Source organism: Biomaibacter sp. TOL (genome assembly GCF_059717795.1).
Window position 1 is genome coordinate 2,029,105 of sequence record NZ_AP046092.1, and the last position, 26,519, is coordinate 2,055,623.

Consider the following 26,519-nt stretch of genomic DNA (forward strand, 5'->3'; position numbering starts at 1 on the left):
AAACCGGAGCGTACCCCAAGAGCCGGGGTCAAAAGACCCAAAAAAGGTGGCACCGCGGAAGCAAGCCTTTCGTCCTTTATTGGATGAAAGGTTTTTTATTTATCATAAATCTTTCAGGAGGGAATCCATCATGGAAGCAAGACTTGGAATTATAGGAGCAGGGGCCATGGCGGAGGCGCTGCTTTCGGGAATACTGAGTTGCAGTTTGCTTGATCCGAAGAATGTTTATGTAATAAATAGGAAAAATAATGACAGGCTGAATTTCCTGAAAGAAAGCTATGGCGTAAATATCACCAGGGATCACGCGACCGTGTTCTCCCGCTGCGATAAAATTATTATAGCCGTGAAACCTAAAGACATGTCGGAACTGCTCACCGATATCCGGGAATATGTAACTGAAAATCATATTATCATATCGGTGGCCGCAGGTATCAGCACATCCTTTATCGAAGACCGGCTGGGAAAAAAAGTGCGGGTTGTCAGAGCCATGCCGAACACGTCGTGTCAGGTGAAAGCCTCCGCCACGGCCATTGCGAAGGGCGCATATGCAGATGAAAATTCTATCAAGATAGCCCGGGAAATATTTTCTTCGGTGGGAAAGGTTGTCGAGGTTCTCGAGGAGGCGCTGGATGCGGTAACAGGCCTTTCCGGCAGCGGCCCCGCCTATGTTTATCTGATGCTGGAGGCCATGACCGAAGCCGGTATAAGTGCGGGACTCGGCAGGGAAATCTCAGAACAGCTGGCCATCCAGACGGTGTTCGGTGCAGCCAAGATGGCTCTGGAGAGCGGTGAGGCGCCGGTTCACCTCCGAAGAAAGGTCACTTCTCCCGGCGGCACCACCATGGCCGGAATTAAAACGCTCCAGCAGATGGGATTTACCGCCTCCATTGTGGAAGCCGTCAGAAACGCGGCGGAAAGGTCAAGGCAGATGCTGATGGAAAACTGCAAATGAAAAAACCGGTTGAGTTGGAAGTAAAATGAAGATATAATAAAAGAAGAGACCTCCGTCTCTTCTTTTTTGCCGTTAATACTATTTAAAAACTATTTGCCGGCTTTTACCGCATTTTCTCGATTTCTTTAAGGCAGCTGGAACAGATGTTTTTACCCTTGAAGTTTACCATATCTTCGGCGCTGCCGCAGAAAATACAGGCCGGCATGTACTTCTTGAGTACGATTTTGTCGGCGTCCACATAGATCTCCAGAGCGTCCCTTTCTGCAATGTCAAGGGTGCGCCTGAGCTCTATGGGGATGACCACTCGCCCCAGTTCGTCAACTTTACGGACAAGTCCTGTAGATTTCATTTGTTTCGCCCCCTATTTTCAACTTTCGACATTTACCCCTTAAGTAGAGAATACCAAAAATGCCCATATTAGTCAATATGAAATTTAAAATTTTTTCCTTTTTATCAAATTTATTCCGGAGGTGTTAAAAACTTGCTCGAAATAGATTTAACCTTTAAGAAAAAGTTTGAAGAGGCGGCGGACGCTTTAAAGACGAGACTTGAAAAAAAACCTGACAGAGGTTTTCTTCGAAAAATCATAGTTGAAAAAGGGACAGGCAGTTTTTTAAAATGTAAGAAGATGGATTCCGACATGTTATCGAGCATTGTCGAAAAAGGGGGAGTAGCGGGTGTGGACGGTTCGACAAACAGCGGAGGAGGGATATTTCCTTACATGGTCACGCTCCAGCAGGCTCTGGCCGGGTCCTGCAGCCGCAGGGAGGAGATACTGCTTTCGGATGCGTTTTCCCCCCTGCTTTTTGAGGAGGATTTAAGCGAGGACGATTACAGAGCATATATCAAAAAAAATCTGGCAGCCCTGGAAGCGAATGCAGCAATCCTGGCGATAGAAGAATTCAAGCCGGCGGTGCTTTTAATAGACGGTTCGCTGGTTAGGTTCAAGATAGAATCGCCCCAGCTGTGGGAGAAATTGAAGCAAAAAGCGCTGGAGCATGGCACCCTTCTGGCGGGAGTAGTGGAGGGGATTTCTACCGGCATAATCAGTTCCGCTCTAGAGAACGTGATGCCGCAGATCCCTTACCGGGCGATGGACTGGGAGATGCTTTTCGGGCTTCTCGAGGTGGGCGAAGTGCTGGAAATGGCGCCGGGCCTTTTCAAAGAAGGCCTGCGCACATGCTTTGCCAGGTTTTCATATGACCCGAAGCCCATAGGCATCGACATGCCGGAGGAACAGTACGCTTTTCTAGACCAGGTAAAGGACCTTCTTTTTACCCTGACGCCGGTAAATGGGAGGGGGATACCTTTGTGGCTAGACATAATAGATAAAAAAGTCAGGATTACGGACACGATGATGGAAGGACTGTTAAATACGTACCTTGGCGAAGATTATGCCGAGTATATCTTGGCCAAGAGGAGCAAAAGAGCGATATAAAGGAGGAATGGAAGAATGCAGGTGGCCGGAATAACTACCCCTCTGGAGGTGTATGTGGCTTCGAGAGAAAGAAAGTTTCGCATAAATGAGCTTTTGATAATCGACGACCCAAACCAGGGTCCTCTAGTGGGCGAAGTGGTGGATGCAAGTTCTTACAACCGCTTCATACCGCTGTCCGTCGAACACGCTTTCAGCGATGCCCATGTGGTGGAATCCCTCAAACATCTGGGCTATTCCATAGATGAGGACGAAATAAACATAGCAAAGGTAAAGCTCATGAGCGAAACGAGCTTTCCGGTGACCACTGGTTCTGCTGTGCGTCTGCCGGGTTTTGACGAAGTAAAATCATTTCTAATGAAGGGGTCCCGGGAAGACGGGCTATTGCTGGGAGAAATAAAAAATACCGAAGAGACTGCGAAGACCATGGACCAGGACCTGAAAGGGCTTTTTTACATGTTTTCCGCCGGAAAGCCGAGAATGACAGAGAACGTGCCTTTTATCCTGGATTTGAGGTCTTTTCACCAGTATCCCCACATCGGAATTTTCGGCGGCTCCGGCTCCGGAAAGTCCTTCGGCATGAGGGTTATCCTGGAAGAGCTTATGAGGCACCGGATACCCACCGTAGTACTGGACCCACATTATGAAATGGATTTTTCCGCAAGCCAAGAAGGAATTCCGGAAGCGGAAAATTTTAAAAGACACTTTAGCAAATTCCAGATAGGCGAGCACATCGGCGTTGAATTCTTAAACCTTTCTAAGAGAGACCTTCTTGCGCTGCTTTCGGCGGTCAGCCCCCTTTCGGAAGCCATGAGCAGCGCGGTGGAGGTGCTTCACCGCCGCGGGGATACATACCTCTCCTTTTCCTCCAGGCTGGAAGATCTGGCTCAAGCCCTGGAGATGGGCAGGTCGAAGATAGACAACGCCCTGCGGCAGGGTCTGGAGCCTCAGGATATAGAACGGTTTAAGAGAATGAAGGAACTTCTGGAAGATTACCAGAACATACCTCTGCCCTCGGTGCAGGGCATAAGCTGGAGACTCAGGAGGCTTCAGATATCCGGGCTTTTTAGCCATGACATAAAGCCTGTTAAGGAGGCCATGCTGCAGGGCAAGCTGGCGGTTATTCAGGGCCCCATATGGCTTCTCCAGGTGTTTTCCACGTATCTTTTGTCCAACATCTACCGCCAGAGGAGAGATTACAAGGACGGCGAACTCAGGGGCCAGGCCCAGGGAGATTATTTTCCGCCTTTTGTGATAGCCACCGATGAAGCCCATAATTTCGCCCCCAAGGGCAGAGACGCAGCCCCAAAAGGGATAATCACGGAGATAGCTCAAGAAGGGAGAAAATACGGAGTGTTTCTGGTTCTGGCTACCCAGCGGCCCACACTGCTGGACGAAACTGTCACCGCCCAGTTGAACACAAAAATAATCTTCAGGACCGTCAGGGGTTCGGACATAGCTACCATCGCCGAGGAGACGGATATAAAGTCGGAGGAAGCCCGGCGGCTGCCTTACCTGCCTTCGGGGGACGCCTTCGTATCATCACCGCTGTTCGGGAGGACAGTGGCCATTCGGGTGAGATTCCCCTATACGAGCAGCCCCCATACGATAAACCCCATAGATGAGATAAAAAACCACAGGATGGATTCCGAAGAAAAACTGCTTTCCCTCATAAGCCCGCACCTGCCCATTTATGCGGCCAACTTCGTCCGGGCTGTTGAGGATATAAATAAGGACTCAGATGAAAAATACGAGGTGCGGACACTGAAGGAAGCTCTGGACGCCCTGGTGGAGAAAGGCAGGCTTAAAAAACAGAAAAGCCCCCTGGGGGATATATATATGTAGGTGTATATATGAAAATTCTTCGGATGGAAATACCATGTGAAAGATGAGAGAATAAGGCCTCTGAGCTTATATCACTTCTTTTCTTTCCCAAAATATGCTTCTTTTACTCTTTTATCCTGCATCAAATGCTCTGCAGGTCCTTCCAGGGCTATTCGGCCGTTTTCTATAACATAACCGCGGTCAGCAATTTTCAATGCCATATTTGCATTTTGTTCTACAAGCAAAATCGTTGTTCCGGAATTATTGATTTCTTTCAATACTTTAAAAACTTCTTTTACAAGCAGAGGAGAAAGTCCCATGGAAGGTTCATCTAACAACATCAGGCGGCAATCTGTCATCATGGCTCTGCCGACGGCCAGCATTTGCTGTTCGCCGCCGCTCAAAGTGCCCGCCAGTTGATTTTTCCTTTCTTCCAGGCGAGGGAAAATGCTGAAAATCCGGCTCAAATTATGCTTTATTTTATTTTTATCTTTTACAGTCCAACTGGATAATTCTAAGTTTTCCATTACAGTTAAACTGGGGAAAATCCCTCGACCTTCGGGTACATGGGAAATTCCCAGTGAAACTATCTGATAAGCTGTTAAGTTGAGTATGCTCTTTCCATTAAAAAGTATATCGCCTTCCAAAATAGGAATTAATCTGGATATGGAGCGCAAAGTTGTGGATTTGCCGGCTCCATTGGCTCCCAGAAGGGAGACAAATTCGCCTTCTTCAACTCGTATGGTGATTCCATGCAGGGCTTTTATGGGACCATAGGATACAGTTAAATTATTTAATTCAAGCAGACTCATGCAATTGCCTCCTCTTCGCCCAGATACGCCCGCAGCACCAGTGGATTATTAATTACTTGAGAAGGAATGCCTTCTGCAATCAATTGACCAAAATTTATGACCTGAATGATATGACAGAGCTCAGTGACTACCGGCATCTGATGGTCAATCAACAAAATGGATAAGGGAAAATCATTATGAATTTTTTGAATTAACCCTATTAAATCCTCGACTTCTTTCGGATTCATACCGGCTGCCGGTTCATCCAGCAACAATATTTTAGGTCTTGTGGCAAGAGCCCGGGCGATTTCCAGTCGACGCTGCTCGCCGTATGGCAGGTTTTTAGCCAGCTCATTTCTGCGTTCAGCCAATCCGAGATAATCAAGAAATTCCAGACTTTCTTCGCCTATTCTTTTTTCTTCTTTTTTAAAAGATGCCGAATGCAACAGTGCACCCCAGAAATTATAACCTGTTCGGGCATGAAACGCCATTTTAACATTATCCCATACTGTCATTTCCCCGAACAACCTGATGTTTTGAAACGTGCGGGCGATACCTTTTCGGGCAATTGTATCCGGTTGATGACCCGTGATATTTTCTCCATCCAGATGAATCTGTCCAGAATCCGGCTGGTAAACTCCCGTAATTAAATTGAAGACCGTAGTCTTTCCGGCTCCATTTGGCCCTATAATTCCTCGAATCTCTCCCTTGCCGAGCTCAAGGTTATATTTGGAAACCGCTTTTAGACCGCCAAATGCTTTAGTCACTTCTTTTATTTTAAGCAATTTTTCCATTCAATTCCCCTCCTTTTCGGGCTGTATCCACTTCCATTCTCTTTTTCCCATTAATCCGAATTGACGGGTCAACATAATTACGATTAATATCATCGGGCTGATCACCATCCGCAGTTCAACCAATCGAGGATTGAATTCAAGCAAATTCCTCAATATTTCCATCGTAATTGTATATACTATTACCCCCAGAATTGAACCGGAAAGGCTTCCCGTTCCGCCCAGGTATAACATGACCAGAATCTCTGTGGTCTTGGTATAGTCAAAGCTTTTAGGATTGATAAATTGCTGGTATTGGGCCCAGAGGCTTCCGGCTAAACCTGCGAAAGAGGCTGCAATGGTGAAAGCTAAATTTTTCATTCGTATTATATTTACACCCATTAATTCTGAAGCTATAAGATTTTCGCGGATTGAAATCCATAAACGGCCGTAGTTGGAATAGACAAGATTACGCAACACCGTATAAGTGAAAGATAAACATACAGCCACGATAAAAAAGTTAGTTGATTTAGGTATTCCTACCAGACCGCGGGGGCCCCCTATAAAATCGATGTTTTGAATAATATTGACTATAATCATATTAAAGCCCAAAGTAATAACAGCCAGGTAATCGCCGACGGTTTTAAAGGTTATCAGGCCGATAATGTATGCTACCACACCGGAAACAATTGCTGCACCGGCCAGAGAAAAAAATAAACGGGGGAAAAAAGGCAGTCCCAGATATATGGCGATTAAAGCTCCGCTATAAGCCCCTATTCCCATAAACCCGGCATGGCCCAGCGCAAATTCTCCAAGATAGCCGTTGAGAAGATTCAAGCTGGCAACAAGTATGATATTCATACCCATTACAGTTAAAATATGAATATAATACTGGTTGATAAAACCAATATTTCCCAACATCTGAACAAATGCTGCAGAAATTAAAAAAAATGCATTCAACCTTATCCAGTTTAAAGAGTCTGCACTTATTGATTTTTTGCCGATTATGGCTTTTTCCAGCATAAATTTACACCTTCTTTAGCGATGGTTTCCCCATAATGCCGTAAGGCCAGATAACCAGAAGAATAATAAGCAGAGCAAAAGCTATGCCGTTTTTTAAATTTGATGAAAGATATGCCACGGTGAACACTTCTATGCCGGCGAGGATAAATGAACCGACTACTGCTCCCTCTATGGAACCTATGCCGCCGACCACTGCGGCGATAAAAGCCTTCCATCCAAGATCAATCCCCATGTAGGGCTCAATTGAATACGACTGGCCGAAAAAAATACCCCCGGCGGCTGCAAGTGCCGAACCGATAGCAAAAGTGACGGATACTATCATGTCCACATTAATCCCCATGAGGGGCACTACGTCTATATTGTCGGCTACAGCCCTCATAGCCTTTCCGATTAAAGTTTTATTGACAAATAACCATAGAACTATCATTAACATTATAGATATGCCTATAATCAATAGCTTGTCTTCGGTGACTACAATTCCGTTCGTAAGGTGCAGTATATTGTTTGACAGCTGTGCCGGGATTTGCCGGGTTTGAGGCCCCACCGCCAGCCTTACTAAATTTTCCAAAAAGGTTCCCACCCCTAATGCTGTGATTACAAGAGACATTCGATGCGCGTTACGCAGCTTATGATAGGCTATTCTTTCAATGGCAATTCCTAACAGAGCTGTTAAAAACATGGTCAATAGCAAAATAAATACGAAAGGCAGCTTGAACTTCACTGCCAGCAGAAAGCCGATAAACGCACCAACCATGAATATATCTCCGTGAGCGAAATTTATAAGCCTGATTATCCCGTATACCATGCTGTACCCGAGAGCAATCAGGGCGTAGACGGCACCAAGTTGAACAGCGTTTATGAGCTGCTGAATGATGATTTCCATGATAAAACCACTCCATGCGTTTTAAATAGACATTTGCGGCGAAAACCGACGGCAGGATGCAGGCAATAAAATCTATTATCGCCCGCATCCGGAACAAAGCCTTTTATTTCATGGTTTTACGGAACTATCGTATATGAACTTGCCGTCGTGAATTTTAATTATTACGGCTCCCTTTACGGGGTCACCGGAGCCTTCATTATAGCTGATAGTTCCGGTTACCCCCTCAAAATCTTTGGTAGAGGCTATGGCATCGCGGATGGCCTGAGGATCGGCCTTCTGCGCCCGCTCAATAGCGCCAAACAAGATGTATGCAGCATCGTAAGTCAGCGCAGCTGCAGCGTCGGGGACTTCGCCGTATTTGTTCTTGTATTTTTCTATGAAAGCCTTTGACTTATCACCGGCGATATCCACAGCGTAATGATTGGAAAAATATGTTCCTTCTAATAATTCTCCGCCAAGCTTCAACAGCTCCGGGTTATCCCATCCATCTGCACCAATAATCTGGGCGTCAATGCCTAACTTTCGAGCCTGCTGAATCTGAAGGGGCACTTCATTGTAATAATTCGGCAAAAATAAGACGTCAGCGGTGGTGGCCTTGATTTTTGTCAGTTGCGCTGAAAAATCAGTGTCTTTTGTGTTATACGTTTCAAAAGCCACTATCTGTCCTCCGAGATTGCTGAATTCATCCCGGAAAACCTCGGCGATTCCTTTGTTATAATCGCTGGCTATATCGTATAATACTGCGGCTTTTTTCGCGCCCAGTTTGTTGTAGGCAAATAAAGCCACTGCTTTGCCTTGAAAAGGATCTATGAAACAAGCCCGAAAGACATATTTGCGGTCTTTGGTAACATTCGGATTAGTAGACCAGGGAGTGATTTGAGGAATTTTATTCGATTCTGCAATAGGAGCCCCGGCATTGGAACATTTACTGGCTTGGGAACCGATAATGGCCAGAACGCGGTCTTGACTGATTAATTTTTGGAAAACCGTAGCCGTAGTTTCCGGTTTATTTTCATCGTCTTCGATAATAAATTTGACTTTCATCATTTTGCCGTTTACTTTTATACCTCCGGAAGAATTAATTTCTTCCTCTGCCAGTAAAACGGCGTTTTTAGTTGAAGCTCCAAGGGCGGCCAAATCTCCAGTCAATGGTGCGGAAACACCTATTTTCAATTCATCGATTGAATTGTTTGAACCGGATCCGCAACCCACAACAAAAACCAGAATAAGCAAACTCAAAATCAGAAAGACTTTTATTTTTCCCACAAGAATTCCTCCTTCACCTAATTTGTATTAATATCGATTCAGGTGCAGAAAGCCGCTTTTTTGCACGGGATGCCCCCACATCCCCGCAACAAATTCGGTTTCTAACCCGAGATCAAGCTAAAATTACATCTATACTACATATTTTAAAGATTTGAAATAATAATTTTTTACCGGTATTTTGATATATATATTAAATATTTTAAAATGCTTAGTCAACTAATTGTCAATTTTTTATTTATTATATTTTAGCATCCTATTAAAACCTGACAATTAAATAAAAAGCAATTAATATATGTACTAATTATAGTAATGATGGTTTATGGTATTTATCAAAATAAACACAAAAATTACAAATAATAAATATATAAGCACAAAAATATTAACAAACTTGACATAATACTTGACACCTATAGAATATTACTTTATACTAAGCGCCAAAAGCTATAATCCAATTATGAATTTTAATTCAATTGATTTCATGATTATTAAAAATTATTAAATCTATTTGAGGAGGAATCAAAATGTCAGGCAGCGTTGAGGAACTGGCCAAAAGGATAAAAGAAGAGGATTTAAAGTACAACCTTCATTCTTGGAGCGTTCAGAGGGTTCTGGACCCCATAGTGGTTACGAAAGCAGAAGGCATATATTTCTGGGATTCCGACGGCAAAAGGTATTATGATATGTCTTCCCAGCTTGTCAATTCCAACATAGGCCACGGGAATGCAAGGGTAATAGAAGCCATAATAAACCAGGCAAAGAAACTGGCATTCAGAGCCCATAGTTCCCTACGGCGGCGATCCGGAAAAAATTATGCCGAAGATTATTAGAAAATTAATAAATAACGGCTTTTATACTTACGCTCATGAAAACAATATATTGATCGCACCGCCTTTGATTATAAAAGAAAACGAAATAAGAGAAGCCATTAAAATTCTGGATGGAGTATTGGATGATATAGATGAATTGATTAATTAATCGAAAGAGAGGTTTTCTATAATGCCCTTCGGCTTTACAGGCAAAATTTTAAAAGTAGACCTTGACACCGGTGAAATAGGAACTGTTGAGGTGCCGCCCGCGCTCTATAAAGAGCATTTGGGTGGTTCGGGCTTGGCGGCAAGAAAAAGACTCCCTATGACGGTATTATAATAAACGGCAAAGCTCAGCGGCCGGTATATATACTTATTGAAAATGAAAAAGCACAAATCAGTGATGCAACTTTTGTAAGTCACTCCGGCTGCCATGCATGCCCTATCAGATGCGGGAAAAATGTTAAAATTTTTACAGGCCCTTACAAGGGAACGGTTGCTCATGGACCGGAGTATGAAACCTGCGCCGGCTTCGGGTCAAATTTATTAAATGATGACATTAATGTAATAATTGCCGCTAATGACTTGTGCAACAGATACGGCCTTGACACCATATCTACCTCTGGAGTTATCGCCTGGGCGATGGAATGCTTTGAGGCGGGCCTTTTGACAAAAAAAGACACTGATGGGATAGTATTGACCTGGGGGAACAAGGAGGCCATATTAGAAGTAATAAAGTTAATAGCCGATAACAAAGGCTTCGGACAATTTCTGGGGCAGGGTGTAAAACTGGCGTCAACCCAAGTGGGAGGGCTTGCCAGAGAATTTGCTTCAAATAAAAGTATTTTCCACTTTCAGGATTTCACACAGCAAAAGAAGTTTTATATGAGGCAGTTCCCCCAGGGCTTTAACCCTTTCGATGCCATTCGCTTTAAGGCATTTGCTAATTCTGTATTTTACCGAGTTGGGGTGCATGCCAAGCAAACTTGAGACATCGTTTATGTTTCTCAACACAAGGTACAGCCGCAGTGTGTCAAAAAAAGAAGGGTCGATATCAAGGTTTATATTTGCATTGTTTACCTTAAATATCGTCTGTTTATACTCATATGGCGAATAAAGTATCATGTACAAAAGAGGGAGCTCGTCGATGGAAAAAATGCCCTCCAGGAACAGCAGAGAATTTACAGAGATTTTAAGCATTTTTATCTGGTTGAACACCTCTTTGACGGACGAGCATTCTCTGGAAAAAATAAACAGCAATGGCTTGACCCTGTCAATAATTTTATAGTATTCTTCGTAAATTTTATCTTCGGTAATACCTTCTTTTGGTATTAATAAAATCACATAATTGTAAAATTTATTCTCCTCATAGATAAAATATTTTGAATTAATATGCTTTAAAACCGAATTTATATTTTCCTTTCTCAACAGCACCAGATAATAGGGCATGTCGTAATTTAAATCGATTCTGTTCAACGCTGTTTTTGTGCTATTGCCGAAAAAGCTGTCCAGCTCTCTGATGATGAAGGGTGCTATTTTATGGAAGGTCTGCAGTTTTGGGCTGCTGATATTTTGACTCGAGATATAGGTAGCGAATATTGAACTTTCCCCGTAGTACACGATAGCCAAGTAATGGTCATTTATCTGCAATGAAATGGGGATATTCAGCCTGTGGAAGTTTTGCATCTTAATTGAATGGATTTTGGATATTACCGTGGAGGCTGCTTTGTTTTCCAAACCCTCAAAATACGTATTGTCCGCACTTATGATAATGGGAAGGGACAAAAACTGGCTAAGCTGGGCGCTCAGCTTCTTGACGTTTCTTTCTGCGTGCAGTTCGCTGAAAGCCATTAAAATGTCGACCAGATAGGAATCCAGTGCGGACTGATTAATCGAGTTTGTCAGAAGAGAGAACTCCGAAATAATATCGCTCCAGCGCACGTGCGGTGGAATGTACACGATTGGAAACGAGTGCTTGTTGCCCAGTTCAATTATTTCTTCATCTATATGGCCCTTCAGGTTTGTATCGGGCATTATACCTATGCCCGCGCACTTGTGCTCTATCATTGATTTTACGAGATTTACCCTGTTTTGCTTGTCATCTTTCAGATTCCAGAAAGATGTAAAGATGAATTCAAAGGGCTCTAGATATTTTTCCACTTCGGGGTAGGAGGTTTCGAGGATATCTATCCTCTTCACGTCATTAAAGACCCCGTTTAGACCGGCAACTATATAGCTGAATTCCATGGAAGGCATTTTTAACAGGTCTATTATATTCAACTCTAAACACATCCCCTGAATAAATTTGCAAACTTGATATATAACATATCTTGACACCACACTGCTGTTATTATCTTAATTGTAAACACATTAACATGATTTGTCTATATTAGTATCTAAAATACAAAAAAATAAAAAAGATTTGTTTTTAAAAAATGTTGAACTGAGATGTATAAAAATTAAAATGTAATTAACGGTTAAGTCGTGGGTTTATTTTTTTATATATTATCAACATATATTATCAAATTATAGCGCTTTAGAGTTAAAAAACAATGGGGAGGTTTTAAAATTGAGCTACAGGATAGCGATAGATATTGGAGGAACTTTTACCGATTATGTTGCAATGAATGAAGAAACGGGAGAGCTCATTGTGACAAAAGCATCCAGTACGCCCAAAAATTTCGCCGACGGTGTCCTGGAGGCTGTCAAAAAAGGCGGAGTGCCGCTGGAAGAGGCAGCCTACATCGTCCACGGCAGCACGATAGTAATAAATGCCTTAACCGAAAGAAAAGGCGCCAGGACAGCCCTGATTACAACAAAAGGGTTCAGGGATGTGCTTGAAATCGGCAGGGCCAACAGGACAGACCTATACAATTACTATTATACCAAACCTAAAGCTTTTGTGCCAAGGAAGTACAGATTTGAAGTAGAGGAGAGATTGAATAAAGACGGGGAGGTAATTGTACCTTTAAATGAAGGCCAGGTTAGGGAAATAGCGTTAAAATGCAAAAAAGAGCAGATAGAGGCCATTGCGGTATGTCTTATCCATTCGTATGCCAATCCCGCCCATGAGGAAAGGATAAAAACAATACTTCAGGAGGAACTGCCGGGTGTGGAGGTTAGCATTTCTTCCGAAGTCATCAAAGAGTGGCGCGAATACGAGAGGACGAATACCACTGTCTTTAATGCTTACGTAAAACCTGCGGCCAGCAAATATCTAGATACGCTGAAAGCGAGGATGAAAGAACAGGGTTTAAAAATAGAACCCTACGCCATGCAGTCCAACGGCGGGACGGCGACGTTTGAAATGATAAAAATAAATCCGATTAACATGATAGAATCCGGACCGGTTGGAGGCGTTATCGGGGCAAACGAAATAGGGAAAATATTGAAGGAAAAAAATGTAATAACATTTGACATAGGGGGCACCACAGCAAAAACCTCACTGATACATAACAACGAAATCAGGATAACCACTGATTACAAACTCGAGAATACTCCGGTTTATGCTGGTTACCCTATTAAAGCCCCCATTGTGGATATTATTGAGATTGGCGCCGGGGGCGGCAGTATAGCTTGGATAGATTCCGTGGGCAATTTAAAAGTCGGGCCTGAGAGCGCTGGTGCGGATCCGGGGCCTGCTTGTTATGGCAAAGGCGGCACGCAGCCGACTCTTACGGATGCCAATATGATAGCCGGCAGGATAGACCCTTCAAGATTTTTGGGAGGAAAATTTAAAGTCGATATTAAAAAATCTTATGAAGCCATTAAAAAAATCTCTGATTATTATAAGATAACTGTCGAAGAAGCGGCGAGAGGCATCATAAGGATTGCCAACAACAATATGATGCATGCGTTAAAACTCGTGTCGGTCAGGAAGGGCTACGACCCCAGGGAGTTCATCATGGTGGCCATGGGAGGTAACGGTGCCATACACAGCCCAGCCCTAGGCAGGGAGCTAAAGGTGAAAAAGATTGTGATTCCCAGATATCCCGCCGTATTTTCGGCATGGGGAATGCTTATGACCGATTCTAGGCAGGACTTTATCCAGACCAGGATAACTAAAGCGTGTAAGGAAAACATGGCTGCTGTAAATGAAATTTACAATGAAATGATTGAAAAGGCCGTAAAATTGTATACGGATTTTGGATTCAACAGGCAGGATGTTTTTGTGGTCAAATCGGCGGATATTAGATACATAGGCCAGGAGCATACCGTCAGGGCTGCAGTGCCTTCCAATGAGCTGACCGAGAAGGATTTAGAAGTCATACGGCATAATTTTGAGACCCTGCATGAGCAGTACTATGCCTTTAAACTGCCCGAAGCGCCTATAGAGTTTGTGAATTTTAACATTACGGCTTTTGGAAGGGTTAAAAAGTCTGAAATAAAGCCCTTCAGGGTTTCTGGCAGGCCAGAAGATGCCGTGCGGGGCAGAAATGTAGTGGATTACGATGAACACGGCAAACTGGAGGTTCCCGTCTACATCAGAGAGAAGCTTGGGACCGACAGCAAAATCAAGGGTCCTGCTATTATAGAGGAAGAGACGTCGGTGACAGTGCTTTACCCCGATCAAAAACTGTATGTGGATGATTTTGGAAATCTGATAATCGAGGAGGCTTAATAAATGGGCAACGTCGATAAATTTACTCTGGAAAATATCGCTGACGGGCTGGTGGCTGCTGCGGAAGAAATGTTTCTAAGCTGGGGCAGGACCAGTCAGAGTACAATTATATACGAAGTGCTGGACTATGCGGCAGGGCTAACGGATGCCAAAGGAAATCTGATTGGACAGGCCAACGGGGTTACGGCATTTTTGGGGACTATTACGTATTCCGTAAAATCGGTTATTGACAAATTTGGCTATGATGGGTTAAAGCCTGGCGATATTATTTTAACCAACGACCCTTACAACGGCAGCGGCACCCATCTGTGCGATGTGTCCGCGGTAATGCCCATATTTTATAAAGATGAAATTATAGCCTTTGCCGCCAATAAAGGCCACTGGAATGAAATCGGAGGAAAATCCCTGGGAAGCTGGTCCACCAATGCCACGGAAATCTACCAGGAGGGACTGCAGTTTCCGATAATCAAGGTGTATGAACAGGGTAAATTAAATGAGGCTGTTAGAGACATGATTGAAGCCAATGTTAGGACGCCTGAGATGACCTTGGGAGATCTGTATGCCCAGACAGCTTCCTTGAGGGTAGCAGAAAAAAGGATTCTCGAACTGGTGGATAGGTACGGCAAAGACTCGGTGCTCGAGAGCATACAGATGATGATGGAGAACGGCGAAAAGCTCGCAAAGCTTGAGCTCAGCAAGCTGCCCCATGGAGTGTTTGAAGCAGAGGACTTCATAGATACTGAAGCCAATGGCATCGAGGACGTTAATGTGAGAGTTAAAGTTACTATCGATGATGAAAACTTTATAATAGATTTGACCGGCTCTGGGCAGCAGGTTCCAGCGCCCATAAATTGCTCCATATTCGGAGCCTATTCCGCAGCACGCGTGATATACAGGGCTATTGTCTGTCCGCACGCCGAAGCTAACGAAGGCTTTTACAAGCCGTTAAAACTGATAGTACCTGAGGGGACAATTTTTTCAGCTGTCAGGCCTGCGCCGGTGTCCTGCAACTGGGAGGCAACGGCCCGCATAACGGACCTTGTGGCCAAAGCTCTGGCGCCGCATATCCCAGACAGGATGACAGCCGGACATTTCCTGAGTATAATAGGGACAATCGTTGGAGGAATTGATGATAAGACAAAAGAGCCCTTTGTGCTGTGCGAACCTCAGGCTGGCGGCTGGGGGGCAGGCCGCGATAAAGACGGTGAAAGCGGGCTTGTGGCCATAGGAGATGGAGAAACATATGTAATGCCCGTAGAAGTAGCTGAGACCCGTTACCCCATCATTGTGGAACAGTATTCTTTAAATCTTGCCAGCGGAGACGGCAAGTACAGGGGAGGATTCGGCCTCATCAGGGATTATCGCATAATCAATTCCAGCGCAGAACTCACCACCATCGCCAGCAGGTACAGATATCGCCCCTGGGGGATTAACGGCGGCACAGAGGGGTCAAACAACAAAGTCCAGGTGTTTTCTGGCGGAGAAATGGTAGAAAAGGCAACATTTTCCAATTATATGATGAAGCAAAATGACCTCGTCAGATTTATTTCCGGCGGAGGGGGGGGATACGGCGACCCATATGAAAGGGATGCGCAAATGGTGCTTGAAGATGTGTTAAACGAATACATTACCCTCGAAAAAGCCCGGGAAGTATACGGCGTGGTCATCGAAGACAGAGATGGAGAACTTGCAATTAATATCGACGAAACGAATAAACTCAGGCAAAATAGGAAACAGGTGAATTAAAAACCTTAATGATATAAAAAATGATTTGAGTGTAAAAACCAAGTCCGTTGCCGGAGATGTTGAGCCATCTCCGGCAAGAAAGTGACTTTCTACATCAGAATTAAACATAAATTCATTAAAAGAAGGGAGATGCTTAAAAAATGAAAAAAAGACCTTTTAAAAGGGCAACTGTATTACTGCTGGTGTCTATTTTGGTCGTATCCTTAGCGTTGTCAGGATGCGGGCAAAATAGCAGCCAGAATTCTTCAAACCAGGGCCAGCAGAATGCTGCCCAGAATGAAAAAATAATAAGGGTTACGGTTTCGGGCACCCCGAACATTGACCCGGCGGTAGGTCAGGATTACGGCAGCTGTACCGCGCTGGCAAACATCTATGACACATTGGTTTTCCCTCAAAACGACGGAACGCTCAAACCCATGCTTGCAGAAAAATGGGATGTGTCGAGCGACAATTTAACCTATACCTTTTACCTCAGGAAAGGGGTAAAGTTCCACAACGGTGACGAATTGACGGCAGATGATGTGGTATTTTCAATGAAAAGGCTTCTGACCATAGGCGAAGGGTTTGCATACCTTTTTACAGACGTGGTAAAGGACGTGACTGCCGCCGACACCTATACTGTGAAATTCACATTGAACAAGCCGTTTGCCCCGTTTGTAGAAACCCTTGTCAGACTGTATATACTGAATAAAGATCAGGTTACGCAAAATATAAAGCAAAACGGCCAATACGGAGACATGGGGGATTACGGAAGGGAATGGCTGATTACCCACGATGCCGGCAGCGGGCCATACACTGTTAAGGAACTGCAGCAACAGGCTTATTTATACGCTGTGCGCTTTGACGATTACTGGGGCGGCTGGGAGCAGGACGCTCCGGATGCTTTTAAGCTGATCGATAGCACCGAGGGGGCCACAGTTCGAACCCTCATTAATAACAGGGAACTGGAGATTACGGATCAGTGGCAGACAACTGAAAATATAAATGCTATGTCGAAAATACCGGGTGTATCTATAGCAACGATTTTCTCTGGAACGATTTTGAATGTTATGCTGAATACCAAAAAAGCTCCGACGGATGATGTCAATTTCCGCAAAGCTTTGGCTTATGCATTTGACTATGATTCCATTGTGAAATTGTTCCCTGGGTCTGTCAAGGCAAAAGGGCCGGTGCCCCATGATGTGCCTGGGAACGCCGCGGATTTAATGCAGTACACCTATAACATTGAAAAGGCAAAGGAATACCTGCAAAAATCAAAATACGCTGATAAACTGGATCAATATCCTGTAGAGGTTTTGACAAACAGCGATGTCCCCGATCTGGAAAAAATCGCCCTTTCTATGCAGGCAAATGCGGAAAAAATAGGCATAAAAGTAAATATTGTTAAGGCACCCTGGATTTCCATTGTAGATATGATGTCTAAAGTAGACTCGACTCCAAACGCATGTATTATTTTCGTGGCACCGCATTATAACGAAGCAGGTTCAATACTTGAATCGCGTTACCATTCAAAGTCTACGGGCACATGGGAACAGGGAGAATGGTTGCAAAGCAAAGAGATAGACAATATGATAGAGGATGCGCTGTCGACAGTTGACAGGAATGAAAGGTTTGAAAAATATAAAAAGATTCAAGAAGTGCTGGTGGACCTCTGCCCGACGATATGGGTTTTAGACCAGGCTGAAAGAAGGGCGTACCAGAGCGATTACATGTATTGGCCCGGCGCAGAACTTGCAAAACAAGGCAAACCGGTCACATCGGTTATGGGATATAACTTCTATTTCCATGATTTCAAAATTTACCCTGAAAAAATGAAGAAATAACCGTTCAATACATCGTGAATATGGGATAAGCGAGCTGTTATGGATATTTATCTTTGCTTTTAGCAAAAGATAAATATCCATAATTAATTATATTTATTTCATATTAGATGAAGCTTTTATTGAAGCTGTGCTCTAAGAAATGGATAAAGGTCGATGAATTTTGTAGTCGGAGGGTGTGCGTTAATGCTAAAATATATAATTAAAAGGTTGTTTCAGGGCATTTTTGTCGTGATAGGCATTTCGATACTGATATTCATAATATCACGCGTAGTCCCTGGCGATCCAGCCAGGATGGCCCTTGGGCCCAGAGCGCCTCAGTTTGCAGTCGATGAATTAAGGAAAGAAATGAACCTCGACAAACCGTTGCCTGTCCAATATTATTACTGGTTTAAAGGAGTTATAAGAGGCGACTTTGGAAAGTCTCTCAATACGAAAAGGCCAGTGATTACTGACGTAAAAGAGTTTTTACCTGCGACTTTGGAACTTGCTTTATTGTCTGGCTTTTTATTCATAATTTTTGCGACAATAATAGGGCTTCTATCTGCCCAATACCGAGATACATGGGTAGACGGCCTTACGCGAATTTTATCCTATGTGGGAATCGCTATCCCTGCATTTGTGGTAGCCGTATTGCTGCTGTTGATATTTGGATATCTATGGCCGGTAATACCTACTCTCGGAAGGTTAAGCTCAAACATAACCCCTCCTCCCACCATCACGGGTTTGATTACCGTTGACAGTATAATAACGGGGAATTTTGCAGCTTTCTTTGACGCGTTAAAGCATTTGATTTTGCCGGCAACTGCCTTGGCAATCGGGCCTCTTTTCCAGGAATCAAGAATTTTGAGGTCTGCTTTGATAGACAACATCAACAAAGAATACATTTCTGTTGTAACGGGATATGGGCTGCCTAAGGGCGTGATTATGAGAAAACATCTGTTGAAGCCTTCGTTTATTCCTGTGGTTTCAGTGATGGGCCTGGATTTTGCATCTTTAATGGGCAACGCTTTTTTGGTGGAAAGGATTTTCAACTGGCCCGGGCTGTCCAGATACGGCATAAATGCCATGTTAAACAAGGATTTAAACGCCATATCCGCTGTAATCATAATATACGGGGTAATATTTTTAATCGTAAACATTATAGTAGACTTGATTATAGCTTGGCTGGATCCGCGCATTCGCTTAGGAGGGGAGTAATATGAAGAATAATATTTCTGCTAATGAAAACACCGCTGATATCAATAAGAAGACTTTTTTATCGGCTAATACGAGAGAAAAGTTGCGCATATACTGGTATAAATTTTCTCGCAATAAATTTTCAATTTTAGGCCTTTGTATAGTTTTAATATCGATTTTTTTGGCAGTGTTCGCACCCGTGATAGCACCTTACCCCCAGCATGTAAAAGAGTTTGTCGATTATGATAAAGCCGGGCTGCCTCCGTGCGCTTCTTACATTTTCGGCACTGATGTTTTTGGTCGCGACATTTTTACTAGAGTAATTTTTTCATTTCGCGGTGCTCTTTTAATGTCGGTGATTGTTCTGGCTATTGCTGTTCCTGTGGGAGTGCTTTTAGGATTAATTGCAGGATATTACAGCGGCACCTGGATAGATGTTATCATAATGAGAATAACTGACGTTTTTCTGGCGCTCCCACCAATGATACTTGCATTGGCCATTGCTGCCGTATTAAAACCGAATCTTACGAGCTCTATGATAGCAGTAACCGTTATGTGGTGGCCTTGGTATACAAGGTTGGTTTACGGTATGGCAACTTCGCTCAGCAAAGAATATTTTGTTAAAAATGCAGAATTAATTGGAGCTTCAAAACCGTATATTTTGTTCCATGAAATTTTGCCAAACTGCCTTTCCCCCATATTTACTAAGATGGCTTTAGACGTGGGTTGGGTTATTCTGATAGGAGCAGCTTTGAGTTTCGTAGGGCTTGGCGAACAACCTCCCACACCTGCTTTTGGTCAAATGATTTCCGATGGAGCACGCTACATGCCGGACCTATGGTGGATGACCATTTTCCCTGCCCTTGCCATAGCATTTATAATACTCGGATTTAATTTCTTTGGAGATGGTATCAGGGATATGCTCGACAGAGGGAGGTAATATTGATGGAGAACACATTGCTGGATATAAAAAACTTGAAAGTATGGTACCGAACTTACAAAGGATATGCAAAAGTTGTAGACGGCATAAACCTTCATGTGAACAAGGGCGAAAAAGTTGGGCTGGTAGGAGAATCGGGATGTGGAAAAACAACTACAATGAAGACCGTATTAAGGGTGCTTGATAGCAAAGTAGCCACTGTGCCTGAGGGGGAAATTTTATTTAAAAACAGAGACATTTTGAAGATGAAATACAATGAGCTGCAGCAGGTGAGAAAGCAAAGCATTTCTATGATATCCCAGGAACCGACTGCTGCATTGAACCCAGTCTTTACCGTAGGGTCTCAGATTATGGATATAATAAGATATTCGGAACAGTACAAGGATTACAGCAAGAGTGAAATGCTTTCCCTGGCGGTAAAAACGATTAAAGATGTTTTAATCCCTGATCCGGAAAGGATTTTGAATTCATATCCGCACCAGTTGAGCGGAGGAATGAAACAGCGCATATGTATAGCTATGGCGTTGGTTACCCCGAGGGAACTGTTAATAGCCGATGAACCTGGAACCGCATTGGACGTAACCGTTCAGGATCAAATACACAAACTATTGAAGGCGTTGGTGGAAGAAAAGAAAATGTCGCTCATAATGATAACGCATTCATTGGGTGTTGCACGCGAGCTTTCAGATCGGATTTATGTGATGTACGCGGGGAATATAGTCGAAGTTGCACAGACGAAGGAGCTGTTTAAGAATCCGCTTCACCCTTATACCCTGGGATTAATGGAGTGTGTCCCCAGGTTGTATGGTGGAGGCATATCAGAAGGCATATACGGCTATATTCCGGACTATATAAATCCACCTGCCGGTTGTAGATTTTATCCTCGCTGCCCCAGCGCTATGGAAATATGTGAAAAAGAAAAACCGCCGACGGTCAGCGTAAGCGAAGATCACAAAGTAGCATGCTTCAAATATCACTAAACCGGTTTTCTTAAAGAAGAAGGGAGGTTCTTATCGGAACCGGAAAAATTGTTCCGATGAATTTGAATTATGAACACTGAAATATTAAAAGTAAAAAATCTCAAAACTTATTTTGCCATAAACAAATCAAGCGGTAAAAAGCAGTATGTGCGGGCAGTCGATGGCGTCAACTTTGGTATCAAAGAGGGAGAAATCATGGGGCTTGTAGGGGAATCCGGCTCAGGAAAGAGCACCATTGCTTATACAATTATGGGTATGTATAGGCCCACTGAGGGCGAAATAATATTTAACTTTAACGGTAAAAACATCGTTGCAAAAAGCAACAAACGGTCCCTTGAATTCAAAAAAAATGTCCAGATAGTTTTCCAGGACCCGGGTTCTTCTTTAAACCCATACCATGATGTCAGACAAATCCTGAGCCTTCCCTTGAGGGTGCACAAAATAGTGCCTAAAGATAAAATTGAAGAAAAAATAGCCGAAATCCTTGAAATGGTTGAGCTTCCTGCAAGTTTTATGTATAAGACCCCCACCTCCATCGGAGGCGGAGAAAAACAGCTGGTGTCAATCGCCAGGGCTTTGTGCAGCAACCCAAAATTTATAATATTGGACGAGCCGACTTCTTCATTGGATGTTTCTATTCAGGCGAAAATTATTAACATGCTATTGAAAATCCACAGAGAGCAAAAGCTCACGTATTTGTTTATAACGCATGACCTGAGCTTGATGAGGAATATTTCAACAAAAGTAGCCATTATGTATCTCGGCAAAATATGTGAGATTGCACCTACTGAAATCTTTTATAAAACACCCATGCATCCCTATACACAAATGCTATTGTCTTCCATCCCGGTAATTTCGGAAGAAGAGGAAGCATTAAAACCGAAAAAAGTCGTTTCAACAGGAGAGATACCGTCGCCTGTAAATGTACCAAAAGGTTGCAGTTTTCATACTCGGTGCATACAATGCATGGACATCTGCCGCACCGAAGACCCCGTCATACATCAGGTTTCAGAAGACCATTTTGTGCGCTGCCATTTATACAAAAGCTGACCTTCACAACACTGTCAGCAGAATATGTTTAACAACGTCCTGCGATTTTTACTTCGTAAAAAATCGGTAAAAAGGAGAATAACTTGTATGGCGAAAATTATGTGGATTAATCCGGTTGGCACAGATATATTTGATAAACCGATACTCAATATGTTAAATGATGTTAAACAGCCTTGTACCCAGGTAGAAGTAGTCTCGTTAAAAAAAGGGCCATTGCATTTGGACTACAGGTATTATGAGGCTTTAGTTGTCCCTGATATATTAAATATTATAAAAAGCGCTGAAAAACAAGGCTACGATGCCGCTATAATAGGCTGTTTTTATGACTTAGGCTTAAAAGAAGCCAGGGAAATAGTTGAAAAAATGATAATAACAGCACCGGCAGAAGCTTGTATGCATATAGCAGCGACAATGGGTCATAGGTTTTCGATTATAACGGGAAGGGAAAAAAATATCCCGCAAATGATGGACAATGTTGTTTTAAGCGGCATGAAGGACAAGCTTGCATCTTTCAAACCATTGGGGCTAGGAGTCCACGATTATCATAAGGACGAAAATATGGTAATTCAAAGATTAAAGGAAAAGGCGAAAGAGGCTGTGGAAAAAGACGGTGCAGAAGTGGTTGTTTTGGGCTGCACCATACAGTTCGGATTTTTTAAAGAGCTTCAGGAATATGTCGGTGTTCCGGTAATCGATGCGGTTTTGGCGCCGTTTAAGTATGCGGAGTTTCTGGTTGAACTAAAAGACAGATTTGGCTGGCTGCACAGCAAGAAAAATGCCTTTGAGGCTCCACCGGCTTCCGAAATCACAGCATGGAACCTGTGAGTCTTTGAGTCAGGGGATGGTTCCTTGACTCATTTTTTTAGAGGGATAACAGCCGATTTATGGCCGTTCTTGACTTTTTGTCTTCAATATGATATAAAAAAGCTAAATCATTTAGTAGAAAAAGACTGTGAAGGGAAGAGTAAGCAAAGGGATAGGCAAAAGAGAGCCGGGAGAGGTGAAAGCCGGCGCCGAAGACTCTGCCGAACATGGCCCCGGAGTCGAGCCGCTGAAGCAAAGTAGGCGGCGACGGTCAAGACCCGTTAGAAGCCTTCAGATATCGGAGACGTTTTTTATAACGACGGCGGCAGGTCCCCTCACCTTGCGGGAGAAGACGAATATTGCCGCTATGGACGCATGAAAGACGGCTCCTGCATCTGACAGAGGCCTTTTTTCAAAGGCGAAATTGGGTGGTACCGCGAGAAACCCTCGCCCCTTTAACGGGGCGGGGGTTTTTGGATTCCTGCACGGATGCGCGCCGGCTGCCGCAGGAGGCGCGTAAAATTGCCCGCCAAACTCTCCGAAGCGAGGATTCAGGTTCGGAATTCAACGCCGGGCTGAACGCTCAGGTGCCAGGCCGTCACAACAATCAAAGTCGTTTTTTACATCAGAACCAATTTAGGTGCGGTAAAACAGAAGAAAGTTAAAGGAGGAATCCGTTATGGACAAAAAAACCTTTTATATCACCACTCCCATTTATTACCCCAGCGACAAGCTTCACATCGGCCATTCCTACACCACCGTAGCGGCCGATGCCATGGCCCGGTTTAAGCGGCTTACGGGTTACGATGTCTTCTTTCTGACGGGGACCGATGAGCACGGCCAGAAGATCCAGCGCAAGGCAGAAGAACACGGCAAGACCCCGAAGGAGTATGTGGACGAGATTGTGGCATGGATAAAGGAACTCTGGAAAACGCTGGACGTATCCTATGATAAATTTATCCGCACCACTGACGACTACCATGTAAAAGCTGTGCAGAACATATTCAAGAAGCTCTACGACCAGGGAGATATTTATAAGGGTGTGTATAAAGGCTGGTACTGCACACCCTGCGAAACCTTTTTTACTGAGCATCAGTTGGCGGACGGCAAATGTCCCGACTGCGGGCGGTCGGTGGAACTCATCGAGGAAGAAGCATATTTCTTCAGGCTTTCGAAGTATCAAAACAAGATGATAGAATATCTCGAAAGCCATCCGGACTTCATACAGCCTCCATCCCGGCGCAATGAGATGATAAACAACTTCTTAAAACCCGGCCTGGAGGACCTGTGCGTTTCCAGGACCAGTTTCGACTGGGGCATCCCGGTGCCCTTTGACGAAAAACATGTGGTGTATGTGTGGATAGATGCCCTTTCCAACTACATCACCGCTCTGGGATATTCTCTGGAAAACGACGGCCTTTATAAGAAGTACTGGCCGGCGGATGTGCACCTGGTGGGAAAAGAGATAGTGAGGTTCCACACCATCATATGGCCCATCATGCTCATGGCTCTGGGGCTGCCCATTCCGAAAAAGGTCTTCGGCCACGGCTGGCTCATCCTGGAAGGCGGAAAAATGTCAAAATCCAAGGGCAACGTGGTGGATCCCAGGGTGCTGGTCGATTTATACGGAGTGGATGCCGTCAGGTATTTCCTGCTTCGCGAGATTCCCTTCGGGGCCGACGGCGTGTTTTCGAATAAGGCTCTGGTGGACAGGATAAACTTTGATCTGGCCAATGACCTGGGCAATTTGCTCTCCCGAACCGTCACCATGATAGAAAAATACTTTGGCGGAAAGATTCCCGCCCCAGGCATCGACGACCTCCTGGACAATGAGTTGAAAACCATGGCGGAAGCCCTGCCCGAAAAAGTGGAAAAACTCATGGATGGCCTGGAATTTTCAGGAGCTCTACAGGAAATCTGGAAATTTATAAGCCGCGCCAACAAATATATCGATGAGACATCCCCCTGGAGCCTGGCCAAAGACCCGGCGAAAAAGGAGCGCCTAGCCACGGTGCTGTACAATCTGGCTGAAGCCCTGCGCATTATATCGGTGTATATTTCTCCGTTCATGCCCCATACTCCGGTAAAGATTCGGGAGCAGCTGGGAATTGCGGACGAAGGACTTGCCACCTGGGAAAGCGTAAAAACCTGGGGTAAACTTCCGGCGGGGCTTGTGGTATCCAGAAAGGAAATCATATTCCCAAGAATAGAAGGCCCTGCAGCTGAGGGCGATGAGGAAAACACGAATAAGGAAATCAAAACCGATGCCGAACCTCGTATGTCCGGTGAGAAAACCGGGAAAGCCGCTGGAGAGGCTCAGGTGAAAGCCGATAAAGCGGCGGGCGAGACAAAGCGAGAAGATGGCGCAAACCTGATTTCCATTGATGAATTTGCAAAAGTTCAGCTTCGGGTGGCAGAAGTGCTGGAAGCCGAAAAAGTGCCGAATACGGACAAACTCCTGAAGCTGCGGATAAGAATCGGCGAAGAAGTGCGCCAGATAGTGGCGGGAATTGCCAAACACTATACTCCGGAACAGCTGGTGGGCAAGAAGATAGTGGTGGTGGCCAACCTCAAGCCCGCAAAGCTACGCGGCATCGAATCCCAGGGTATGCTGCTCGCAGCCTCAAATGAAGAAAAACTTACGTTGCTGACGGTCGATAAAGACATAGAATCCGGTGCAAGGATAAAATGACAAGAGCTGTATATATTCGGAAAGCCGGCTGAATCCGCAAAGCCGGCTTTATGAAATTTATGCGGATGTGAAAGGAGGAAATATCATGCTCATCGATGCCCATGCTCATCTGGATGATGAAGCCTTTGACGCCGACAGAGACCATGTGATACAAAAAATCATGGAAGCAGGCATTATGGTAATCAATGCGGGCTCCGACATCAAAACGAGCGATTTTTCGGTGGAACTCTCGCAGAAACATGACTTTATATACGCCTGCATAGGGATACACCCGCATGAAGCCGCAAAGGCGGGCGGAAATTACATTGAAACATTAAGACAAATGGCAGAGTGTGAAAAGGTTGTAGCCATAGGTGAAATAGGGCTGGATTACTATTACGATTTTTGCGACAGAAACGCTCAAAAAAAAGTGTTTTTGGAACAACTGGAACTGGCGAAGGAACTGGGCCTGCCGGTCGTGGTCCACGACAGGGAAGCCCACCAGGATACCCTGGAGATATTAAAAAAATCCGGCATAAAAAAAGGCCTCATGCATTGTTATTCCGCAAGCCTGGAGATGGCGGAAGAATTTATGAAGCTGGGATTTTACTTTTCTTTTGGCGGCACACTTACCTTTAAAAATGCCAGAAGGCCTAAAGAAGTGGCCTCAAAGCTGCCTCTTGATAAAATCCTGCTGGAGACCGACTGCCCCTATCTCACCCCGGAACCCCACCGGGGAAAAAGAAACGACCCCACAAAGATAGAGATAATAGCTTGTGCTCTGGCGAAGCTGAGGGGGCTTCCTGCAGAAGAAGTAGAGAAAGCCGCGGAAGCCAACGCCCGGGAACTATTTGGAATAAAAACATGAAAAACACCTCCGCCTTTAATTTTTAGAAAAAAGGCAGATGATATCCCTGTTCTTTACATCTAAAGTTGTTATTTTCCGCTCTTTATGCTA

At 44.2% G+C, this 26,519-nt stretch carries 22 protein-coding genes, 2 pseudogenes and 1 other annotated feature; of the genes and pseudogenes, 17 read left to right on the forward strand and 7 right to left on the reverse strand.

The annotated features are described in order from the left end of the window. Window positions 1-130: 130 nt before the first annotated feature. Window positions 131-952, forward strand: coding sequence for a pyrroline-5-carboxylate reductase (gene proC, locus AC6I1H_RS10190; protein WP_497737487.1), 822 nt, complete (start codon window positions 131-133; stop codon window positions 950-952). 103 nt (window positions 953-1,055) lie between these two features. Here proC and AC6I1H_RS10195 read toward each other — a convergent pair whose 3' ends face one another. Beyond that, on the reverse strand, window positions 1,056-1,301 hold the full coding sequence (locus tag AC6I1H_RS10195; RefSeq protein ID WP_497737488.1) for an AbrB/MazE/SpoVT family DNA-binding domain-containing protein: 246 nt from the start codon (window positions 1,299-1,301) through the stop codon (window positions 1,056-1,058). 132 nt (window positions 1,302-1,433) lie between these two features. Here AC6I1H_RS10195 and AC6I1H_RS10200 point away from each other — a divergent pair, with 132 nt between their 5' ends. After that, window positions 1,434-2,390 (forward strand): DNA double-strand break repair nuclease NurA, encoded by a 957-nt coding sequence (locus tag AC6I1H_RS10200; protein ID WP_497737489.1) that lies wholly within the window; start codon window positions 1,434-1,436, stop codon window positions 2,388-2,390. Window positions 2,391-2,405: 15 nt separating this feature from the next. Then, window positions 2,406-4,232, forward strand: coding sequence for an ATP-binding protein (locus tag AC6I1H_RS10205; RefSeq protein WP_497737490.1), 1,827 nt, complete (start codon window positions 2,406-2,408; stop codon window positions 4,230-4,232). A 71-nt stretch (window positions 4,233-4,303) separates the two neighbouring features. On the opposite strand, the gene AC6I1H_RS10210 is transcribed toward AC6I1H_RS10205, so the two are convergent. The 5 genes from AC6I1H_RS10210 to AC6I1H_RS10230 all read right to left on the reverse strand — a co-directional run bounded on the left by AC6I1H_RS10210 (window position 4,304) and on the right by AC6I1H_RS10230 (window position 8,944). Continuing rightward, a complete protein-coding gene (locus AC6I1H_RS10210; protein ID WP_497737491.1) occupies window positions 4,304-5,023 on the reverse strand; it encodes an ABC transporter ATP-binding protein in 720 nt (239 codons plus the stop codon). Then, on the reverse strand, window positions 5,020-5,796 hold the full coding sequence (locus AC6I1H_RS10215) for an ABC transporter ATP-binding protein (RefSeq protein WP_497737492.1): 777 nt from the start codon (window positions 5,794-5,796) through the stop codon (window positions 5,020-5,022). Before AC6I1H_RS10215 ends, AC6I1H_RS10210 begins: the two co-directional genes overlap by 4 nt. After that, window positions 5,797-6,795, reverse strand: a complete 999-nt coding sequence (locus AC6I1H_RS10220; RefSeq protein WP_497737493.1) for a branched-chain amino acid ABC transporter permease — start codon at window positions 6,793-6,795, stop codon at window positions 5,797-5,799. It abuts the gene before it with no gap. A 4-nt stretch (window positions 6,796-6,799) separates the two neighbouring features. Further along, window positions 6,800-7,678: a branched-chain amino acid ABC transporter permease gene (locus tag AC6I1H_RS10225; protein WP_497737494.1), complete on the reverse strand. Its 879-nt coding sequence runs from the start codon at window positions 7,676-7,678 to the stop codon at window positions 6,800-6,802. Between the two features lie 108 nt (window positions 7,679-7,786). Further along, window positions 7,787-8,944, reverse strand: a complete 1,158-nt coding sequence (locus AC6I1H_RS10230) for an ABC transporter substrate-binding protein (protein WP_497737495.1) — start codon at window positions 8,942-8,944, stop codon at window positions 7,787-7,789. Window positions 8,945-9,465: 521 nt separating this feature from the next. Between AC6I1H_RS10230 and AC6I1H_RS10235 the strand changes: the two are divergent. The 4 genes and pseudogenes from AC6I1H_RS10235 to AC6I1H_RS10250 form a co-directional block, all read left to right on the forward strand. Next, window positions 9,466-9,714, forward strand: a pseudogene (locus tag AC6I1H_RS10235) (aminotransferase class III-fold pyridoxal phosphate-dependent enzyme); the annotation flags it as partial. Window positions 9,715-9,754: 40 nt separating this feature from the next. Continuing rightward, on the forward strand, window positions 9,755-9,919 hold the full coding sequence (locus AC6I1H_RS10240; protein WP_497737496.1) for a hypothetical protein: 165 nt from the start codon (window positions 9,755-9,757) through the stop codon (window positions 9,917-9,919). A 21-nt stretch (window positions 9,920-9,940) separates the two neighbouring features. Next, window positions 9,941-10,090, forward strand: coding sequence for a hypothetical protein (locus tag AC6I1H_RS10245; protein ID WP_497737497.1), 150 nt, complete (start codon window positions 9,941-9,943; stop codon window positions 10,088-10,090). A gap of 56 nt (window positions 10,091-10,146) precedes the next feature. Next, window positions 10,147-10,569: pseudogene (locus tag AC6I1H_RS10250) on the forward strand (aldehyde ferredoxin oxidoreductase C-terminal domain-containing protein); the annotation flags it as partial. 12 nt (window positions 10,570-10,581) lie between these two features. Here the strand turns inward: AC6I1H_RS10250 and AC6I1H_RS10255 are convergent. Then, a complete protein-coding gene (locus AC6I1H_RS10255; protein WP_497737498.1) occupies window positions 10,582-12,030 on the reverse strand; it encodes a PucR family transcriptional regulator ligand-binding domain-containing protein in 1,449 nt (482 codons plus the stop codon). 289 nt (window positions 12,031-12,319) lie between these two features. On the opposite strand from AC6I1H_RS10255, the gene AC6I1H_RS10260 reads away from it, so the two are divergent. From AC6I1H_RS10260 to AC6I1H_RS10305, 10 genes are all read left to right on the forward strand, one after another. Further along, the gene (locus tag AC6I1H_RS10260) at window positions 12,320-14,371 is read left to right on the forward strand and encodes a hydantoinase/oxoprolinase family protein (protein ID WP_497737499.1); all 2,052 of its coding nucleotides are present in this window, start codon (window positions 12,320-12,322) and stop codon (window positions 14,369-14,371) included. A 3-nt stretch (window positions 14,372-14,374) separates the two neighbouring features. Further along, window positions 14,375-16,117 carry a hydantoinase B/oxoprolinase family protein gene (locus AC6I1H_RS10265; protein WP_497737500.1) on the forward strand — a complete coding sequence of 581 codons (1,743 nt, stop codon included), beginning with the start codon at window positions 14,375-14,377 and terminating at the stop codon, window positions 16,115-16,117. A 140-nt stretch (window positions 16,118-16,257) separates the two neighbouring features. Next, the gene (locus AC6I1H_RS10270; RefSeq protein WP_497737501.1) at window positions 16,258-17,940 is read left to right on the forward strand and encodes an ABC transporter substrate-binding protein; all 1,683 of its coding nucleotides are present in this window, start codon (window positions 16,258-16,260) and stop codon (window positions 17,938-17,940) included. A gap of 183 nt (window positions 17,941-18,123) precedes the next feature. Continuing rightward, entirely contained in the window at window positions 18,124-19,137 is a 1,014-nt protein-coding gene (locus tag AC6I1H_RS10275) for an ABC transporter permease (RefSeq protein ID WP_497737502.1), read from the forward strand. Between the two features lies 1 nt (window position 19,138). Then, window positions 19,139-20,056, forward strand: coding sequence for an ABC transporter permease (locus tag AC6I1H_RS10280; RefSeq protein WP_497737503.1), 918 nt, complete (start codon window positions 19,139-19,141; stop codon window positions 20,054-20,056). Between the two features lie 5 nt (window positions 20,057-20,061). Then, window positions 20,062-21,036, forward strand: coding sequence for an ABC transporter ATP-binding protein (locus AC6I1H_RS10285; protein ID WP_497737504.1), 975 nt, complete (start codon window positions 20,062-20,064; stop codon window positions 21,034-21,036). Between the two features lie 69 nt (window positions 21,037-21,105). Further along, a complete protein-coding gene (locus tag AC6I1H_RS10290; RefSeq protein WP_497737505.1) occupies window positions 21,106-22,086 on the forward strand; it encodes an ABC transporter ATP-binding protein in 981 nt (326 codons plus the stop codon). A gap of 87 nt (window positions 22,087-22,173) precedes the next feature. After that, window positions 22,174-22,911 (forward strand): aspartate/glutamate racemase family protein, encoded by a 738-nt coding sequence (locus tag AC6I1H_RS10295; protein WP_497737506.1) that lies wholly within the window; start codon window positions 22,174-22,176, stop codon window positions 22,909-22,911. A gap of 118 nt (window positions 22,912-23,029) precedes the next feature. Beyond that, window positions 23,030-23,348, forward strand: a binding site (T-box leader). Between the two features lie 221 nt (window positions 23,349-23,569). Next, window positions 23,570-25,582 carry a methionine--tRNA ligase gene (metG, locus tag AC6I1H_RS10300; RefSeq protein ID WP_497737507.1) on the forward strand — a complete coding sequence of 671 codons (2,013 nt, stop codon included), beginning with the start codon at window positions 23,570-23,572 and terminating at the stop codon, window positions 25,580-25,582. A gap of 85 nt (window positions 25,583-25,667) precedes the next feature. Beyond that, window positions 25,668-26,429 (forward strand): TatD family hydrolase, encoded by a 762-nt coding sequence (locus AC6I1H_RS10305; RefSeq protein WP_497737508.1) that lies wholly within the window; start codon window positions 25,668-25,670, stop codon window positions 26,427-26,429. Window positions 26,430-26,519 lie beyond the last annotated feature (90 nt).

Coding starts and splice junctions, on each gene's coding strand:
- AC6I1H_RS10285 (WP_497737504.1), top strand. CDS start 20,062: ATGGAGAACACATTGCTGGATATAAAAAACTTGAAAGTATGGTACCGA.
- AC6I1H_RS10270 (WP_497737501.1), top strand. CDS start 16,258: ATGAAAAAAAGACCTTTTAAAAGGGCAACTGTATTACTGCTGGTGTCT.
- AC6I1H_RS10280 (WP_497737503.1), top strand. CDS start 19,139: ATGAAGAATAATATTTCTGCTAATGAAAACACCGCTGATATCAATAAG.
- proC (WP_497737487.1), top strand. CDS start 131: ATGGAAGCAAGACTTGGAATTATAGGAGCAGGGGCCATGGCGGAGGCG.
- AC6I1H_RS10215 (WP_497737492.1), bottom strand. CDS start 5,796: ATGGAAAAATTGCTTAAAATAAAAGAAGTGACTAAAGCATTTGGCGGT.
- AC6I1H_RS10210 (WP_497737491.1), bottom strand. CDS start 5,023: ATGAGTCTGCTTGAATTAAATAATTTAACTGTATCCTATGGTCCCATA.
- AC6I1H_RS10240 (WP_497737496.1), top strand. CDS start 9,755: ATGCCGAAGATTATTAGAAAATTAATAAATAACGGCTTTTATACTTAC.
- AC6I1H_RS10220 (WP_497737493.1), bottom strand. CDS start 6,795: ATGCTGGAAAAAGCCATAATCGGCAAAAAATCAATAAGTGCAGACTCT.
- metG (WP_497737507.1), top strand. CDS start 23,570: ATGGACAAAAAAACCTTTTATATCACCACTCCCATTTATTACCCCAGC.
- AC6I1H_RS10295 (WP_497737506.1), top strand. CDS start 22,174: ATGGCGAAAATTATGTGGATTAATCCGGTTGGCACAGATATATTTGAT.
- AC6I1H_RS10305 (WP_497737508.1), top strand. CDS start 25,668: ATGCTCATCGATGCCCATGCTCATCTGGATGATGAAGCCTTTGACGCC.
- AC6I1H_RS10195 (WP_497737488.1), bottom strand. CDS start 1,301: ATGAAATCTACAGGACTTGTCCGTAAAGTTGACGAACTGGGGCGAGTG.
- AC6I1H_RS10275 (WP_497737502.1), top strand. CDS start 18,124: ATGCTAAAATATATAATTAAAAGGTTGTTTCAGGGCATTTTTGTCGTG.
- AC6I1H_RS10245 (WP_497737497.1), top strand. CDS start 9,941: ATGCCCTTCGGCTTTACAGGCAAAATTTTAAAAGTAGACCTTGACACC.
- AC6I1H_RS10225 (WP_497737494.1), bottom strand. CDS start 7,678: ATGGAAATCATCATTCAGCAGCTCATAAACGCTGTTCAACTTGGTGCC.
- AC6I1H_RS10290 (WP_497737505.1), top strand. CDS start 21,106: ATGAACACTGAAATATTAAAAGTAAAAAATCTCAAAACTTATTTTGCC.
- AC6I1H_RS10265 (WP_497737500.1), top strand. CDS start 14,375: ATGGGCAACGTCGATAAATTTACTCTGGAAAATATCGCTGACGGGCTG.
- AC6I1H_RS10205 (WP_497737490.1), top strand. CDS start 2,406: ATGCAGGTGGCCGGAATAACTACCCCTCTGGAGGTGTATGTGGCTTCG.